Origin of the sequence: Paenibacillus sp. BK033 (assembly GCF_004345425.1) — a bacterium.
Classification (GTDB): Bacteria; Bacillota; Bacilli; order Paenibacillales; family Paenibacillaceae; genus Pristimantibacillus.
In genome coordinates this window covers 1,427,976-1,444,675 of the sequence record NZ_SLVP01000001.1, presented here as the reverse complement: position 1 = coordinate 1,444,675, position 16,700 = coordinate 1,427,976, and the positions used below count along the sequence as shown (strand labels likewise).

General features: G+C 55.2%; 14 protein-coding genes. All 14 read right to left on the bottom strand.

Going from position 1 to position 16,700, the window contains the following annotated elements; genetic code table 11:
* Window positions 1–1,311 (bottom strand): four-carbon acid sugar kinase family protein, encoded by a 1,311-nt coding sequence (locus tag EV294_RS06530; protein WP_132304920.1) that lies wholly within the window; start codon window positions 1,309–1,311, stop codon window positions 1–3.
* Window positions 1,308–1,979 (bottom strand): class II aldolase/adducin family protein, encoded by a 672-nt coding sequence (locus EV294_RS06525; RefSeq protein WP_132304918.1) that lies wholly within the window; start codon window positions 1,977–1,979, stop codon window positions 1,308–1,310. The genes EV294_RS06530 and EV294_RS06525 overlap by 4 nt, the downstream gene beginning before the upstream one ends.
* A gap of 1 nt (window position 1,980) precedes the next feature.
* Complete coding sequence (locus EV294_RS06520) at window positions 1,981–4,413, bottom strand: alpha-mannosidase (RefSeq protein ID WP_132304916.1); 2,433 nt, start codon at window positions 4,411–4,413, stop codon at window positions 1,981–1,983.
* A 25-nt stretch (window positions 4,414–4,438) separates the two neighbouring features.
* Window positions 4,439–5,359, bottom strand: coding sequence for a class II fructose-bisphosphate aldolase (locus tag EV294_RS06515; RefSeq protein ID WP_132304914.1), 921 nt, complete (start codon window positions 5,357–5,359; stop codon window positions 4,439–4,441).
* A gap of 3 nt (window positions 5,360–5,362) precedes the next feature.
* A complete protein-coding gene (locus tag EV294_RS06510) occupies window positions 5,363–6,034 on the bottom strand; it encodes an aspartate/glutamate racemase family protein (RefSeq protein WP_132304912.1) in 672 nt (223 codons plus the stop codon).
* Window positions 6,024–7,409: a sedoheptulokinase gene (locus EV294_RS06505; RefSeq protein WP_165930590.1), complete on the bottom strand. Its 1,386-nt coding sequence runs from the start codon at window positions 7,407–7,409 to the stop codon at window positions 6,024–6,026. The genes EV294_RS06510 and EV294_RS06505 overlap by 11 nt, the downstream gene beginning before the upstream one ends.
* A gap of 13 nt (window positions 7,410–7,422) precedes the next feature.
* Window positions 7,423–9,471 (bottom strand): YyaL domain-containing protein, encoded by a 2,049-nt coding sequence (locus EV294_RS06500; protein ID WP_132304908.1) that lies wholly within the window; start codon window positions 9,469–9,471, stop codon window positions 7,423–7,425.
* A 25-nt stretch (window positions 9,472–9,496) separates the two neighbouring features.
* On the bottom strand, window positions 9,497–10,762 hold the full coding sequence (locus tag EV294_RS06495; RefSeq protein WP_132304906.1) for an amidohydrolase family protein: 1,266 nt from the start codon (window positions 10,760–10,762) through the stop codon (window positions 9,497–9,499).
* 70 nt (window positions 10,763–10,832) lie between these two features.
* On the bottom strand, window positions 10,833–12,173 hold the full coding sequence (locus tag EV294_RS06490; RefSeq protein WP_165930589.1) for an ABC transporter substrate-binding protein: 1,341 nt from the start codon (window positions 12,171–12,173) through the stop codon (window positions 10,833–10,835).
* 126 nt (window positions 12,174–12,299) lie between these two features.
* The gene (locus EV294_RS06485; protein ID WP_132304902.1) at window positions 12,300–13,151 is read right to left on the bottom strand and encodes a carbohydrate ABC transporter permease; all 852 of its coding nucleotides are present in this window, start codon (window positions 13,149–13,151) and stop codon (window positions 12,300–12,302) included.
* A gap of 13 nt (window positions 13,152–13,164) precedes the next feature.
* On the bottom strand, window positions 13,165–14,037 hold the full coding sequence (locus tag EV294_RS06480; RefSeq protein WP_132304900.1) for a carbohydrate ABC transporter permease: 873 nt from the start codon (window positions 14,035–14,037) through the stop codon (window positions 13,165–13,167).
* Between the two features lie 15 nt (window positions 14,038–14,052).
* Complete coding sequence (locus EV294_RS06475; protein ID WP_132304898.1) at window positions 14,053–15,054, bottom strand: LacI family DNA-binding transcriptional regulator; 1,002 nt, start codon at window positions 15,052–15,054, stop codon at window positions 14,053–14,055.
* A gap of 408 nt (window positions 15,055–15,462) precedes the next feature.
* Window positions 15,463–16,320: an AraC family transcriptional regulator gene (locus tag EV294_RS06470; RefSeq protein WP_243866992.1), complete on the bottom strand. Its 858-nt coding sequence runs from the start codon at window positions 16,318–16,320 to the stop codon at window positions 15,463–15,465.
* Window positions 16,321–16,465: 145 nt separating this feature from the next.
* A complete protein-coding gene (locus EV294_RS06465) occupies window positions 16,466–16,666 on the bottom strand; it encodes a hypothetical protein (RefSeq protein WP_132304894.1) in 201 nt (66 codons plus the stop codon).
* Window positions 16,667–16,700: the final 34 nt, after the last annotated feature.

Below are 16,700 nucleotides of genomic sequence, written 5' to 3'. Positions count from 1 at the left end.
TCAAGTCCAGCCTCCCTCTTCTTTTAAATGCCCGATCGCCTTCCACAGAAAATCCTCGCCGCCGAAGCTGCCGGACTTGAGGACAAACAACCGCCTCCCAGGCTCCAGCGATTCGCAAGACGGCAGGCCGGGCTCGATCTCCTTCCGAATGCGAAAAGCGGAAATGCCAAGCTTGCCGCATACGGCCGCGGAGGTTTCCCCGCCCGCTACGACAATCTGGCGCTGTCCCGTCCTGTCGCACACGCTTTTCACCGTTTCGGACAGCGCCTCCGAAACGAGGCGCGATACTGCCGTATTCTCCAACCCTTGAAGCGACGCCAGCCTCTTCGTCTCCGCGACCTTTTCCGGCACGTTTGAGGCATAAATGAGCACATCCTCGCAGGCTGCGAGGCGACGCGCGGCTTCGTCCGCGACTTCCCGCTGATGCTCCGGGCTTCGCTCCGCATTAAGGAGCAGCAGCGAATCAAGCTCGATCGCCGCCACGCCTTTCTCCCTTAGATACCGGGTCTGAGCCGCCGTCTGCGGCATCAGGCTCCCGGCGGCGCACAGGACTCCTCCTCGTTTCGACGGTAAAGCTTTCACTGATTCTGGGAACGTTCCCAATTCAGGCAAATCGGGCCTGCATAACGCAGCCAGCTCCTCCGCAAGCGCGGAGCTTCCGCACAGCACGGGCTCATCCTTCACCGCCTCGGCAATGATTCTCAGAGAAGCTTGGTCGCGTACGTCGATAATCAAGTAACCGCAAGCCGTCTTCTTCGAGGCAATTGCCTTGCGAAGCGTTTCGCTGCCTTCATCGACGATGCCGATGTCGATGCGATCCACCTTGCGTTTCGTCTGCGCCTGTAAAATCCCCGCCAAATCCGACCGCGTCATCGGATGCACCGGATCATGCCGGAATTCCGATTGCTCGAGCTTCACGCCGCGTACATAATGAATGCCGCCAATGGTCGTCCTTCCCGTCTTTGGAAAGCCAAGCACGACGATAGCGAAGGAAACGCCCAACGCGTCAAGCATCGCGTCAAACTCGGCGCCGACGTTGCCCCGGAAGACGGAGCAGGTTTTATTGTAAAAGGTTGCGCAGCCTGCCTCGGCAAGCTTTTTTGTTGCCTCAAAAGCTTTGCCATAAGCCTCTTCCGGCCGGTCCAGCCGCGAATTCGTATCGATAATAAGCACATCCGGACCTGAAGCGCCCGTGGGCACCGCAGAAACCGCGTCCCTCAGCGGATAGACATGCGTGTCCATGCTGGACTTCGCGAACATGATGCCGATATCGCCCGCTCCGGTTATATCGTCCGCCACAACGCCGATCATTTGCTCCACTTCCTTCTCGAGCGGTAGCCCGAATCATTCAGGAAACCGTCGACCGTCCTTGCCGGAAGCGAATGCAGCTTTGTTCCCGAGCTCCGGGATTCCACCATCATCCGGCATACCGTTTCGAGCGTATGCAGAGCCATTCTCGCCTCGCGCAAGCTGGTGTCGTACACGAGCACGCCGTGGTTCTCCAGCAGCAGGATATTCGCCGCGCCCGCCTTCGCTCTTACCGCTTCGCCGAGCTCGCGCGAGCCCGGATGATAATAAGGCACTCTTTCCACCCGCTCCAGATAGTACATCGCTTCGACGAACCAATCCGCCGGGATCGGCTCGCCGCTGCAGGCTATCATGGTGCCGTAGAACGGCGAGGCGTGCAGCACGGCGTTGATGTCCGGACGAAGCTCGTACACAGCCTGATGCATAGGCACTTCCTTGGACGGCTTCGGACTGCCTTCGCGGGACTCCATATGGCCCGAGACCGGACAGAGGGCAAAGTCCCCTTCGGTGAGCTCGCCCATATCCGTGCCGCTAGCCGTAATCAAGAAATTGTCATTGCCTGCCCTCGCGCTTATATTGCCGGAGTTGCCCCATGCCAGGCCGTTGTCCAGCATATACTTGCCGGTATCGCGAAGCCGCTCCCACAATGCCTGTTCCGGATTCGCTTTCATGTTAAGCCTCATCCCATTCGAGCATATTGGTTTCCTTGATCGGCTGATCCGCCTTTTTCGGAATCCGGAACGTCTTGATTTCCGAAGGCTTGAATGCAGCCGTTACCGCACGGTCCCATTTCGGCAGCCGGATTTCGGCCGTTGTCGCCTTCTTTGAGGTCTCGTAGCAGCGGATGATAAGGTCGTCATTATCCTCGGCCTTTTTAATCGCGCTGATGACGATGTTGTCCTTGTCCACGGTTGCGTAGGAATCGGTTTGCGGCAGCTTTCCTTCATGGAACGACTCGATAATAGCCGTAGGCTTGCAGTTGATCTCCGCCGCGCAGCGGACGGTGCCCGCATCCTCCCATGAGCCTTCATGCGGCAATAACGTATATTGGAAACGCTGAATCCCCTGGTCGATAAACGAGTACTCGCCGTCCGGATCCGGCTCGTAAGGAACGTGATGCGCGTAGATCGGACTGCGGAGCACGGTCAGGGCGAGCTCCTTGTTGTGAATGCTGTAGCTGTATTTCGCATCGTTAATCAAGCTCATGCCGTGAATGGTATTTTTGTCCGGAATAAGACCCGTAAAGTCAACCCAGCTTTGGCCCGGCTCTTCCTCACCGTTATGCTCCCGCTCGATCGTGCCGTATGGAATCTCGTACGTATGCTTGCTGAATACCACGTTCATCGGGAACATCAGCTTCAGCATCTTGAACGATTCCCGCCAATCGACGGTAACCTGCACGTCAATCTGATCCTTGTCCGGATACATCGCGAAATCCTGAACAAGCTTCGAGCTGCCGTATTCGCTTACGACGCGGATAACCGATTTGACCGGTCCGTGCTCAATGCGGTGCACCTTCTTCGCCCGGAAGCTTCCAACCTGTTTGTTGAAATGGAGGACGTCATGGCTCCACGTATCCGACGTGTCCTCGATCACGACAGGCCGTGCGCCTTCGCCCTTAAACACTTCATGCTCCGCCTTCTTGTCGTACAAGCTTTTGATGCCGCCGCTGACCGGATCGAATTCGAGCCGGAACCGTCCGTTCTCGAGCACAAGGTCGCTCGCCTTGATCGGTTCGCCAACCGGCTTCGCCGAATCGGACTCCTTCATCAGCTTATACACGCGATAGCCCATGGACGGCAGATCGGCCATAAAGCTCAAGCGGAACCGGCCTCTTGCCGCCGCCTGCGACTTGACGGTCTGGAACGGCACGGCATTGCCCATATCGTCCAGCAGCACCGCGTTTGGTTTAATGCCGCCAATCTCAAGCTCCACATTCACGCGGCTTTGCCAAGCATGCGGGTTGAACACGACGATTGGCGTTGTCCGCACATCCTGCTCGATGCCGATGTTCCAAGAAATCGATTGGACGGCATAGTTCAGCGAACGGTCGGCGATAGCCATCGCTTCCCCGTACAAATAAGCGGCGTCCTGATACGCAGGCTCGAGGCTTGTGCCTGCCAGGATATCATGGAACTGGTTGAACAGGACGTTCTTCCAGGCGCGGTCGAATTCCTTCGGATACGGCTGTCCGGTAATCCAGGAGGCGAGCGCCGAATATTTCTCCGCGGCAGCCAGCTTGTTCTCGGCTTGGCGGTTCCACTGCTTCACGCCGGAATGCGCCGCATAACAGCCGCTTGCGTGATGCTGAAGATCGTCGTGCACGACCGGGAATTCAAGACCTTTGTTCTCCATATCGTGAAAATAGTTGTCCGGCGTCGCGAAGGTCAGCTTTGGCAGATCCGGCTCGCCGTTCAGCCTCCGGATGCTTTCGATATTCTCCTTCGTTGGTCCGCCGCCGTGGTTGCCCACGCCGTAGAACAGCATCAGGTCGTTGACAGGCTCCTTAAACTCGCCGAGGCATCGGCGGACGTGCTTCTCCAAATCCTTGCCCCAGGACAAATATTCGTACATGATCCGGAATGTCAGCACCTTGGAGCCGTCGTCGGACTGCCACCAGAACAGCCGGCCAGGCAGCGCCTTCTCGTTTGGCATCGGACGCATCATCACGTAATAGTCCATGCCGCTTTTCTTCAGAATCTGAGGAAGCATCGAGTTGTGGCCGAAGCTGTCCACGTTGTAGCCGACCTTAGCCGTTACGCCAAGCTTCTCCTTGAAGTAGCGCTGACCGTACAAGCCTTGGCGGACAAACGATTCGCCGCTTGGAATGTTGCAGTCCGGCTGAATCCACCAGCCCCCGACGATATGCCAGCGGCCCTCCTTCACGCGCTGCTTGATTTCTTCAAACATCGCCGGGTCGTTATTTTCCACCCATTCGTACATGGCCGCCGAGCTCGACGTAAAGATAAAATCCTCCGATTCGTTCATCCGGTCAAGCGCGGAACGGAAGGTCGCTTTCGTCTCCTGAAAGCCTTCCTGCCACTGCCAGAGCCAAACGGGATCCAAATGCGCGTTGCCAATCATGTAGAGCTGTTTATCCTTCATGTTTTAAACCCTCCTCGTAGCGCTGTTAGTTATGAAAGCTCGACGCCTTGCCGGCGCTGAGCAAAAACGTATTCATCTTCCCGATTACCGTATCCGTAACCGCTTGGCGTCCCGTCCGCAGACGATCGGCGTCAAGCGCCTTGCACTCCTCATTGGTCATGCGCTCCTCGCGGCCGAGCGATTCCAGCAGCGCCAGCTCGAGATCGGTCGCGATATTCACCTTGCTCACGCCGCCCCCCGGCAGCTGGAACGCCCGACGCATCATATCCGCGGGGACGCCCGAGCCGCCGTGCAGCACCAAATGGACCGGCGTTAAAGCACGGATCGCCGACAGCCGGTCGTAATCGATTCTCGGCTTGCGGACGTTGTAGACGCCATGCGCGGTGCCGCATGACACGGCCAGCGCGTCAACGCCCGTCAGCCTAACGAATTCGGCCGCTTCTTGCGGATCCGTGAACAGCTCTTCGTCCGTGTCCGTCTCGACGAAGTCGGTCGTGCCGATCATGCCGAGCTCGGCCTCCACGGACACGCCCATCGCGTGCGCGTATTCCGCAACTTCCTTGCTGATCGCGGCGTTCTCCGCGAACGGCTTCTCGGAGGCGTCTATCATAACCGAAGTGAATCCGGCTTCGACCGCTTCCCGGATCGTTCCCAATTCTTTCGTATGGTCTAGGTGGAGCACGGCCGGCACCGTTATTCCGTCATCCTTGATCCGGCGGTAAAACTCCTCCGCGAATTCGCCGGGCGTAATCCCGTAGCGAACCAGCTCTTTATGGGAGATTTGAACGATAAGCGGGGACAAAGCCTGCTGCCCCGCCTGAAGCACCGCCTTGATCATAGGCGTATATCTCGGCGAGAACGAGCCGATCGCGAAATGATTCGCTTCCGCGATCTCCAGCGCTTTCTTTAACGTCATTACATTTCCGCTGCGTATACCATTCGTCATTTGTCATGTCTCCTTTAGGTCGGACAGCACGGCGGCTACCTTCTTCATGCCGAGCCGCGGGCTGCTAATGAATTGCTTTTTCTCTTCGTCTCCGAATTGCTCCAGTACCCTCGCCATCGAGGCCTGCGCAAGCACGACGATATCGGTCTTCGAAGCGAGCTCCCGCAGCGCGGCAGCCAGCTCCATGTCATGTCCTTCCTTGTCGCCGGCGAGCAGCTTGCCGTAAGCGGCGGACGCCAGCGCCGGCACGAGGCGGATTTCCCGCCCTTCCGCTTCGGCCGTCTGCATAAGCAGCCGTTCCGTCGGCCGCAGCGTCGTCGCGAGCGTTGCCGCCACGCCGATGACCGATGCGTTCCGGACAGCGTATTCCGCCATCGCCTGGTCGATCCGCACGATCGGAACCGAGATATGCGGCTGCACGAGCGCCGGTATTTCCCCGATAGAGGAACAAGCATTCAAGATGCAGCCAGCTCCCAAACTCTCCGCAATGGCGGCATACTGCCTCCAGCGGTCCACGATCGCGCTCACATTCCCGCCGTTTTCGCCGAGCTCGGGGAGAATCGAATCATCGACGAGGTTGACGACGGTACAGCCCGGAATAAGTTCCGCGGCCAGCGCTTTTAAAGGATCGATTGTGACAGGTGTCGTATGAATAATTGCGATTTTAGCCGTCATAAGCTTCGCTCCTTTGACAATGGGAAATGGCCGCTTCGCAGCTTGGGAATAGGCCAGCCTGAACGCCGGCATATAGAGCGGCTCCAAATGCCGCTTCCTCTTCCGCCCGGGACAAGCGGAGCGGATACCCCAGCTTCTCCCGAAGCAGCTGCTGCATGACGCGGTTTTTGCGGATGCCGTTGCCCGAGGCGGCAATGGCCGATATCCGGCTTCGCAAACGGCCCGGGAACGATGCCGCGAACCCGAGCAGCTCGTCGGCCACGCCGCTCAGCACGCCGAGAACAAGCTGCTTTGCCGTAAGGCTGCTCTCATCGATGCCGGAGATCGAGCCCGCAGCGGCCGGGTTTTCTCGCGTTCCGAAAAACGAAGCCGATACCCGGAGCCGCGTACCGCCTTCCCGAAGCGCTTCCTCGGCCATTTCGTTCATGCGCTCGTACATGGAAGACGTGGCGGCTGGCGCCTCCCCAAACGCTGACAAGACGTCGCGAAACAATGACGCCAGCAGCGCATAAGATTTTCCTCCGCCAAGCGAAGCGCCAGCGAGCAAATAGCCGCTTCCCGGGAACGGCCGGACCTCGATGCCCGGCCTTGCGTCCGGCGACTCCGAGAATACCGACACCTGCGCTCCGGTACCGATGTTGACAAGCATCGCTTCGGCCAGTGAAGGAACGCTTCCGAGAAAACTTGCCTGATTGTCGCCGATGGCGCAAGCGACGAGCTTGCCATCCGCCGTCCTCCCGGCCGGATCATCCGCCACGGCAACAGGCGGCAATATGCCGGGATCCAGCCCAAGCTCCCTGATCCGGTCAATGTCGAACTGCCTTGCCTCCAGGTCAAACAGGCCAAGGCTTGCCGCATTTGAAGCATCCATCATCGGAATACTGGAGCCGCAAAGCCGCATCGCGATATAATCGCCAATCGTGCACAGATAAACGGCAGCTTGCGGCACGAGACCGCAACGCGCGTTATAGAAATGCGTCACGAGGCCATAGCCAGAAGCAAGCGGATAACCCGTTCGGCTCCGCATATAACCGGAATAAGTAGCTGCATCGTCAAATTGGCAGTCCCCCCGGCGGTCCTGCCACGTATAGAGCGGACTGGCGGCATCGCCGTTTCCGTCAACGTACAGCACGCCGTGCATTTGGCAGGAGATGCCGACAGCGGCAACAACGTCCCAGTGACCTCCAAGCTCGCCAATCAGTTCTTGAACGATCGCGGCAATCCTTTCGGGGTCTTGCGCCCGCTCCCATTCGTTTGCGGAAGCAAGACCCGAATCATTCAGCTTTCCGACCGCGGCAACCTGCTCGCCGGATTGCGTATCTACCACGACGCAGCAAATCGAACTTGTGCCGATATCAATGCCCGCTACGTGCATGTTCTCATCTCCCTTATCGCTTAAGGCCCTGTAAATCCAGCTCATCCGAGTACGCCAGCGCTTCCTGGGAGGCGTACAAAATCAACCCGATACACCAGGAATGGGACAGCGTCAGCATCATCCCTTTTGGCTGGAAGCAGTTCGTGTTGTAGAAGCGCTCCGTCACCATGCCTTTGTAGGCGTTGAAATCGCCGTCCTCCCGCGCGATAAACTGGAGGAAGCAGGAAATATGATCCCGTGTCCGGTCTAAGTAATATCTATCGCCCGTGTAGCTCCATAACCGCAGCATTTCCGGCACGCAGAACAAGCCGTAATTGTGCAGATGCTGATTCGAGGCAGAGGCTTGATCCGCGCCCCGCGAACGGTAATCATATTGCTTGAGAAGCGAGAATCGCGGAAATTCAAGGTTGTACGTCCAGCGGAACGTCATCATCCAATCGGCCGCGCTTGCGGCAAGCCGCAGCCACTCCCCGTTCCGGTCAAATTCGTACAGCGCGACGTAAGCGGCAACCGCGTTGTAAGCATCCTCGCTCGTAGGCGTCAAATGCACGTCCTCCGGCGCTCCGTATATATACTCGTTCCGAATAAACTTTTCATAGTAACCGCCTGCCCGGACCGCGGCTTCCGCAAAGGCGGGCTCCGAGAGCAGGTCCGCGCCTTCGAGCAGCGCCGCAATCCACAGCATGCCGCCTGCGCCGTCCCATTCTTCGACCACGCCGCTGTCGCTGTTGTAATAGGAACCGAAATTCCCGTCCTTCCGCTGACCGTTTGCCGCAAAACGCAAATTGGACAACGCAGCCGTCTCCCATTCGGGTCTGGACATCCCGCGTTCCTTCTCGAACTTCAACGCCCTGACCATGAACAGCGTCGCTTCGGCAATCGTGCGCGCCTGCAGCCAATCCTTGCGGGGATTCCAACCGGATGTCCAGCCCTTATCGACGATCCAGGAAGCCCAAAACGTTCCGCACGGGGCGAGGCCCGACGCAATTTTGTCGATAACGGCAGCCCCGGCATCGATATATTCCTTGTTTCCGCTCTTCACGCCGTAGGTCAACAGGCTGTAGGCATACGGAGCTCCGCTGACCCAACCGACATGCATATGAGGGCGGTCGCCCATGCCCTTCACGTTGTTGTTGAACTCGCGGTCGAATGCCGCCGTCTCGTACAAGATTTGATGCTCCTTGCTATAGTGCCAAGTATAAAGCCCGTGAGCGGTCAAATCGGCTGCTTCTTCAAGCCCCATCCAAGGATTAAGCGCATGCTCGTTTTGATGGAGCTTATACATTTGCCGGACGAACGGGTTATAAGCATGGGGATCCGAGCTTGACGCATAAGCTTTAAAATGAAGCGTTACCTGTTCACCCGGCTGGAACGAATAGACCGATAAGTCGGCCGGGCTCGGAACCGCGCTTCCGACAAACGTAACAGGCTCTTCCCGGTAGGGAAAATTGAGCCAGATTCGCGTGCCGTCGGCATTGCCGCGGAAGCCGAGACCGTTCAAACCGACGGCGGACATTTCGTCCGTGCAAAGCGCGCCGCACATGTGATCGTTCCAGGCGAATATCGCCGGCAATGCCGCCCGGTCGGCGCGGAACGCCCAATAGTCCGACACCATATGAGAGGCGTCTCCCCCGTTAAAGTCGTAACGGGGATATTGGCGGAGATTGCTCTCGAATCGGTTTTCCTTGTAAAACGCGCCGGGGATCATCCAATCCGGTCTCCCATCCCCGATCAGATCCGCTCCGATCTGCAAATTCCAAGCCCCTGCCCGTTCACCCGTATAGGAGAGCTCGACCATTACATCGTAATAGGGGCATTCATCGTGAACGTACGTCCAGCTTGCTTCCGCTTCGAACCTCGCCGACTTGCCGGAAGCACGAAGGACACTTCCAGAGGCTTCGGCGGCGGCGATCGCAACCGTTTCCGTGATCCCGTCAACGCTCTCCGCCCGCATCAGATCGGCGAATTGCAGACTGGACAGGCTGCCTCCCTTGCCGGGCGGGTGCAGCCGGATTTCGCAGCCCTCCTCGTTCCGCGCTATCGACCATTCCGGTTTCATCATCCATTCCTCCTCGCTTCGCGCATGCTTATACCGGCTTTTCGTCCAGGCCGTAAATGTCGATCAGATTATTCCGGAAGATCGCCTTCGCGAAGCCGATCGCCTCGTCCTCGTCCAGCGCGCCGTTCTCCACCTTCTCCACAAGCACGTCGCCGACGATTTTTTTGGCGAGCTTCAAATGCGCGTAAGTTCCTTCGATAAAGTTGTAATCCCCTCCGAAGCCTTGAATTTTCGTTTGCGGCACCATCTCGATCATCTGATGAAGAATATGCTTTGCCGCCGTCGGGGAAATAATATACATCCACGTAAAGTCCGCGTATACGTTCGCGAAGTTTTTGGCGATGGTCAAATATTCCTGCTCGTACGGGAAGCCGCAATGCAGCAGAACAAACTTTGTATTCGAATATTCCAATAAGAGCGGAAGCAGCGAAGATACTTTCGAATTCGTAATGATATTGCCATTTCCGGATACGCTAGTCTCATGATGCCCGGTATGAATTTGAACCGGCAGGTTGTAGGCCGTCGAACGCTGGATAACGAAATGAATGAGATAATCCTGCAGCGGTCTTGTCTCCGCTTGGGACAGTCCTTCGTCCAGCGAGCTGGCCATCAGCCGGTTGAATACCAGCTCCGCTTCGTGGAACGTCGGCTTCTCGCAGGCGAGCGTCCGCCAGTAGGCGTGACCGAGCTTGGTTGCGACCATGCCCTCTTTGACATATTTATTTAATAAAGCATCCACGGCGGTCAAATAGTGCTGGAGCGTATTGACTTGCTGCTCGGAAGCCCGTTCGACGGCCAGGATATCTTTCTGCGTTCGCAGCTTATAGGTAAAATCCATGAACATAATCGGTCGGAACATATCGAAATTGACGTCCGTCGTATAAATCAGCGTAAACGCAAGGTCGATTTTGGATTTCTCCGTCATGACCTTGCCGTACCATTCCTTGTCGAGCGTTGCGGCGAGCACCTTCTCGTTTAACTCGAGCAGCCCTCTCTCGCTCCAGTCGCGCATGCCGTACAAATCCTCCATTGCGGTACGGAACACTCTGGCGTAAGTCGTGTTTTTCACTCTCTCCCAATACTTCATGAACAGCGCTGCTTTTTGCTCGTCACCTAAGCCGTTCCGTTTCGCCAGTATGCCGCGGGGCATCCCGGATGTGATCATGTCCGAATCCAAATAATGCATCAGTCCGAATAGATCCGTCTTATCCTTCTCTCTGAGTACCTGCGTCGCCAAATGCTCGTGGCCGTCTATTATGCGAAGGTCTCTAATGTATTCACGAATGCTGCTCATCGGCCTGCTCCTTCCAATGGTAAAAAATCGCGACTGCTTCTTGTAAGAAGCAGTCGCTTTCTCTGTGGCGTTAATCGACTTGAATGTCAGGGAATGCGCCTTTTACTTCTTTCTTGAAGCTTGCTACCACGTCGTCGTAGCTTTTGTTATCCGTAATGCCTTGTCCCGCAACCTTCCGCCATCTGCTGAGCACGTCTTCGCCGTACTTGTCAGGCGCGATGCCCGGCATGCTGCTTACGAGCTCGTAGTAAATCTTCATCGGATTCTGGTCGCCGAGCAGATTTACTTTGAAAGTATCCATGTTGTCTTGGTAAACCTTTCCGCTCGCCGGCATATTGCCGGTTTTGCCCAGGTTGTATGTCTGCCATTCCGGGCTTGCAATATATTTGATGAATTCGTACGCAAGCTCTTTGTTTGGAGATTTCTGGTAAATGCCGCGGTAAGTGCCGCCCGTGTAGAAACCTTCCGGCGACTTCGCAACGCCGAATTTGCCGACGGCTTTGTCGTCCTTGTTGTCGATCATAAACGTTGCCCAAGCCGGCATCGCGCTAAGTACGACCGAGCCGTCGTTCAGCGCGTTGCCCCAGCCGGCGGACATAAAGCCCAGCTTGGCATCGACGTTGTTCGCGCGGATTTTCTGCTGCGTTTCGTAGTACGTCTTCCACTTCGGATCGATGTTCAGCTTGCCGTCCTTCACCCACGGCTCCGTGTTGTAAGCACCGATATCGAATACGTCGCCGGCGTTCTGCATCAAATGCACCTTGCCGCCGCTTTGCTCGTACACTTTTTTGCCCAGCTCGATGATTTTGTCCCAGCTGCTGACCATTTCGCTGATTTTATCCGGATCATCCGTACCGAGGTATTTCTTCGCGTTCTCGCGGATGTACCAGAAGGAGCCCGGGGAAGAGTGGTCGGATACGGCGCGAATCGTGCCGTCGGAAGCTCTGCCCAGTTCGCGAACGTAAGGGATATAGTCCTTTAATTGATCCTCGATGCCCATGGCGGACAGGTCGGCGATAAATTTGGCGTCAATGAATTTGCCGATGTAGCCTCTTTCCAGGTCGAATACGTCGGGTACGTTGCTTCCGGACTGCATCGCGGAAAGCAGCTTCGTCTGGTATTGGTCGCCAGGGAAGATGTTAACCTCCACCTTGACGCCCGGGTGTTTCTCTTCGAACTTGGCACCCATTTCCTTCACCTGGTCAAAGAACGTCCACACGACCAGCTTGCCTTTCAGTTCTTTTGTTCCATCGGCCGACGGCGTCTCTGTCTGTGCCGGCTCGTTGCCGGCATTACCGGTATTTCCGGCATTGCCGGCGTTATTGCCGCCCGCGTTGTTCCCGCATCCGGCCGCGATGGTCAATACCATAACTAGCGCCACCATCAAAGAAAACCATTTTGTCGTTTTCAATCGAATCTCCCCTTCAATGCATGATTGATTGCCTAACGTAACCCTTGCCTTGTCTCGTGTGACCATGCTTCCGTGCACCCTTGCGCTATAAGTCCGAGCACCACCTCTTTCAATGAAATTCAAGCGTCAGCCCTTCACGGCACCGGCGGCAACGCCGCTAATGATCCGCTTGGACATAAACGAGAAGAACACGAGAATCGGCACGACCGAAATAACGATGCCCACGTACTGCGCGCCGAAGTCCGAAGAGAACTGCGACTTCACGCTGGCGATCATGACGGGAAGCGTCTGCAGGTCGTTGTTGAACAAAATGATCATCGGCGTCAGGAAGTCGTTCCACTTCCCGATGAACGAGAAGATGCCAAGCGTCGCGAGGCCCGGAGCCATCAACGGCAGAATAAGCTTGTGAAAAATTCTAAGCTCCCCGTAGCCGTCGATTCTGCCCGATTCGATAATTTCGTTCGGCACGGAGGAATCCGCGATTTGCTTCAGCAAGAAGATGCCAAACGCATCCCTGATCCCGGTCAGGATCAGCGGCCAATACGTATTGAGCATATGAAGCGCATTCATCAGCTTGTAGAAGCCAATGATGCCGAGCTGCCCTGGGATCATCATCGTGCCAAGCACGAACAGGAATAAGCCGCCGCGGAACCTGAAGTTGTATTTGGAGAAGCCGTAGCCGGCCAGCGCGGCGAAATACAGATTAAGGCAGGTAAATGTCACCGTAATAAAAATCGTGTTGGCAAAGCCCCGCCAGATATGGACCGTCGAGATAAGCCGGTCGTAATTGTCCATGAATTGGTCGCCAGGCCAGAACAGCAGACTGCGGGCGATATCGGAGTTCGCGTGGGTCGACGTGATGAACATGCTGTAGAATGGCACGAGACACGTTAGCGCGACGAGAATGAGAAACAGGTACATAACGGTTTTTGCGATGATTGATCCAAAGCGAATCGGCCCTCTGCTTGCTTCATTCATATCGATAGGCCTCCTAATCCTTCAGCTTGGAAGCTTTCGCCGTAATGAGCGTGAAGAACATTACTACAATAAAGATGGCATAGGCGATTGCGGATCCGTAGCTGTAATTAAAGTTTTTAAAAGCGGTTTCAAAGAGGTACATAACCATCGTTCTTGTCGCGTTATCCGGCCCGTTGCCCAGCATAAGCGGCGCGTCGAACAGCTGCAGCCCGCCGATAACCGACGTAATGAAAGTGAACAGAAACACTGGCTTCAGCATGGGCAAGGTTATCCACCAAGTCGTCTGCAGCTTGGAGGCGCCGTCGACCTCTGCGGCTTCGTACACCTCGCTTGGGATCGATTGGAGCCCCGCAATGAAGACGATCAGATTAAATCCGAAGTACTGCCAGCAGATGACCAGACCCACGATTGCCCGGGACCACCAGTGGCTGTTGAACCAGTTGACCGGCTCGGAGATCCATCCGAACTCCATCAGCAGCTTATTGACGCTGCCGGTCTGCCAGTCGAACATCAGACTGAACATGACGCCAAGCGTAATCGGGGTAATGATGTGCGGGAAGTAGTACACGGCCCGGAAGAAATGCTTTCCCCTCACGAACTTCTCGTTGAGGATGAGCGCCAGCACCAGCGCCAGAATAAGCTGCGGGACGATCGAAATCACCCAAATGATAAGCGTGTTCAAAACCGCCTGATAGAAGAACGTGTCCTGAACGATTCTGACGTAATTGTCCCAGCCTGTGTACACCGGATCGCTGAACCCGTCCCAATTGGTCAAACTTAAGTAGAATGTGTAGAGGATCGGGATAAGGCCGAATACCGCGAATCCGATAAAAAACGGAGCGATAAAAAAGTAACCGTAATGCGATTTGTTTATTTTACTGTTCATATCACACAACCCTTTTCAGAGAAGTTTTCCGCAAGAATCGCGAATAATGAGCTGAGGTTTCAGCAGGTGGCTCTTCGCCTCTTCTTCTTCGCCGGCGATTTTTAGAAACAGCCCTTCTGCAGCCATTCGTCCAATATCGCGGAACGGCTGCCTTACCGTCGTTAGCGAGGGGTAAACCCAGCTCGATACCGTTACGTCGTCGAAGCCGACGATCGACATGTCCTTGGGAACGTTCCGGCCGGATTCCTGGATCCGGCGCAGCGCCCCGATCGCGGTTTCGTCGCTAGACGCAACAACCGCGGTAACCTCCGGCTTCTCGAGAATGGCTTTGATCGCGGCATAGCCGCCCTGATTCGTCCAGTCGGATTCGACGACCCATTCCGGGTTGTACTCGAGGCCAAGCTCCTCCAACGTCTGCTTATAGCCCTTGAACCGGTATTTGCTCGCCGAGACGGTCTCGGGACCGGAAATATAAGCGATTTTGCGGTGTCCGATGTCATGCAGATAGTGAACGACGTCCGCGATTCCGGCAGCGTTGTCGACGTCCACCGAGAAGATTCCTTCCAGTTCGCCGTGGTCGCCGATCAGCGCGATCGGATAACCGGCCTCCCGGATCAGCAGCAGATCCTCCACGCTTCTCTTGCGGAAGCTGACCATGATGATGCCGTCGACCTGTCCTTCGTACAGCAAATTCATAAACGAAATTTCGTTGTCGTAATTGGACGTCCAGCTAAGGAAGATGCAATTGTAGCCGTTATTGCCTGCCACCTCTTCGATCCCTTTAATAATGCCGGAGTAGAAAATGTTCGAAATATCGTCGATGACGATGCCGATCGTATACGTTTTGTCCATCACGAGCCGGCGCGCGTTTGCGTTGCGGTGAAAGTTCAGCTCTTTGATTGCCCTCTCCAGCGCTTCTTGAGTGGCCTTTTTCACCTGCTGTCCGTTTAAATATCGGGACACGGTGCTTTTAGAAGTGTTGGCTAATTTTGCGACATCATGAATGGTTGGACCCATTTGGAATCCCTGCCTTTCCGGAATTGGATGATATTGTTCCCTATTATAAACGATTATCACCCAATTGTGGGAACGTTCCCAAAAAGAAACAAATAATTGTCTGTCATAACCCGTTCGCTGCTGCGATCATTTTGGGAACGTTCCCATTTTGAACCTAAAAAGATGCGCCTCTTTGCGATTTTACACTGCCGAGCATTTTCTTGTCATTTTGGGAACGTTCCCAGTTTGTGCAAAATAAAAAAGCCTCTTATTGCCTGTAAGCGATTTCAGCTTTGTGAAAATAATATACCCTTTCGATAGGCGAATGTCAATCATAAATTTTGAGGTGCCGAGCCATCGGGAAGCCGATAACACGCCTGGTGTTCGCGCAAAAAAAGAAGAGGACTTTCTCCTCTTCTCCCCGATCATTTAGCCCTTCGGCACCACAGGTATCCAGATCTCGCTCCTGAACGTTGGCGAAGTCGTGTCCTTATGCTCGTTCCACAAGAGCTCCGGACCTTCCGCCGCTTCGTAATTCGAGGACGGGAACCACTCCGAATAGATTCGTCCCCACACATTTTGCAGGGTCGCCGGGAATGGGCCTACCGCTTCAAACACAGCCCATGCTCCTGCCGCAACCTTCAGTTCGCTAAAGTGCTTCGGACAAGCTGCGGTCGTAGCGACTCCGATATAATGATCCAGCTCCCCTTTTTCCTCCATGCGCCCTTCCGAAAAATTGACGGATGCGCTTAACAGCCCCTTCGGCGTCACGTTGGACAAAGCTTTCAGCTCAGTAATCCGCTCTTCGGTCAGACTTTGCCACATCGACGCTATATCCGGGTTTACTCCTTCAAATACAATGGGTACCCGCTTCATCAGGCCAACAATGCGGAAGGCTTCCCTTTCTTCAATCCGGTAATTCATTTCGTCTCCCCCTCTAATCGATAATTGAAAGGACATGCGGGGAAAGCTTTTCAGAGAGTGCCCGAGCTGCCTTGCTTCAGACGGTGTAATCCCATGAACGCCTTGAAACGCTTTGGCAAACGAGTCGGCGGCAGAGTAACCGTATTTGACTGCAACGTCGATCACTCTGTCGGACGAGTTCATCAGATCAAAGGCCGCCAGCGTTAACCTTCTTCGCCGGATATATTCGGACAAGGTGACACCGGCAAGGAATGAGAACATCCGCGATAAATGATATTCCGAGCAGCGTGCCCGTTTAGCCGCTTCCTTAAGATCGATCTCCTCGGCTAAATGATCTTCGATATAGCTCAAAGCCTGATTCATATGCTCCAGCGTATTCACCCGCATCCCTCCTTTCCTCATCATTAGATTAGCAAAAGCCGAATCTGCCTATCCGACATTTCATGCACGATATTGACTGGTTTATGTAAAAGAGACAAGCCGCTCGGCCTGCCTCCTGCTTGACTAGCTATGCTTGCCTAACTTCTTCAATGACGGAGATCGGTAAATGCACCAGTAAATTGGACTCGTAACGGATTTGCACGAACTGATCCTCCACCTTTTCGATTTTCCCGCTCCACGTTTTTCCCTTATTGGTCCGAACCGCCACAGCCTGCTGCGCAATCTGTGCATGTAATAAGTGCAGTCGAATGGTTGAGATTGTTCTCATCTCCCCTTCTGCTACCGGAACTACTCCGTTAGTT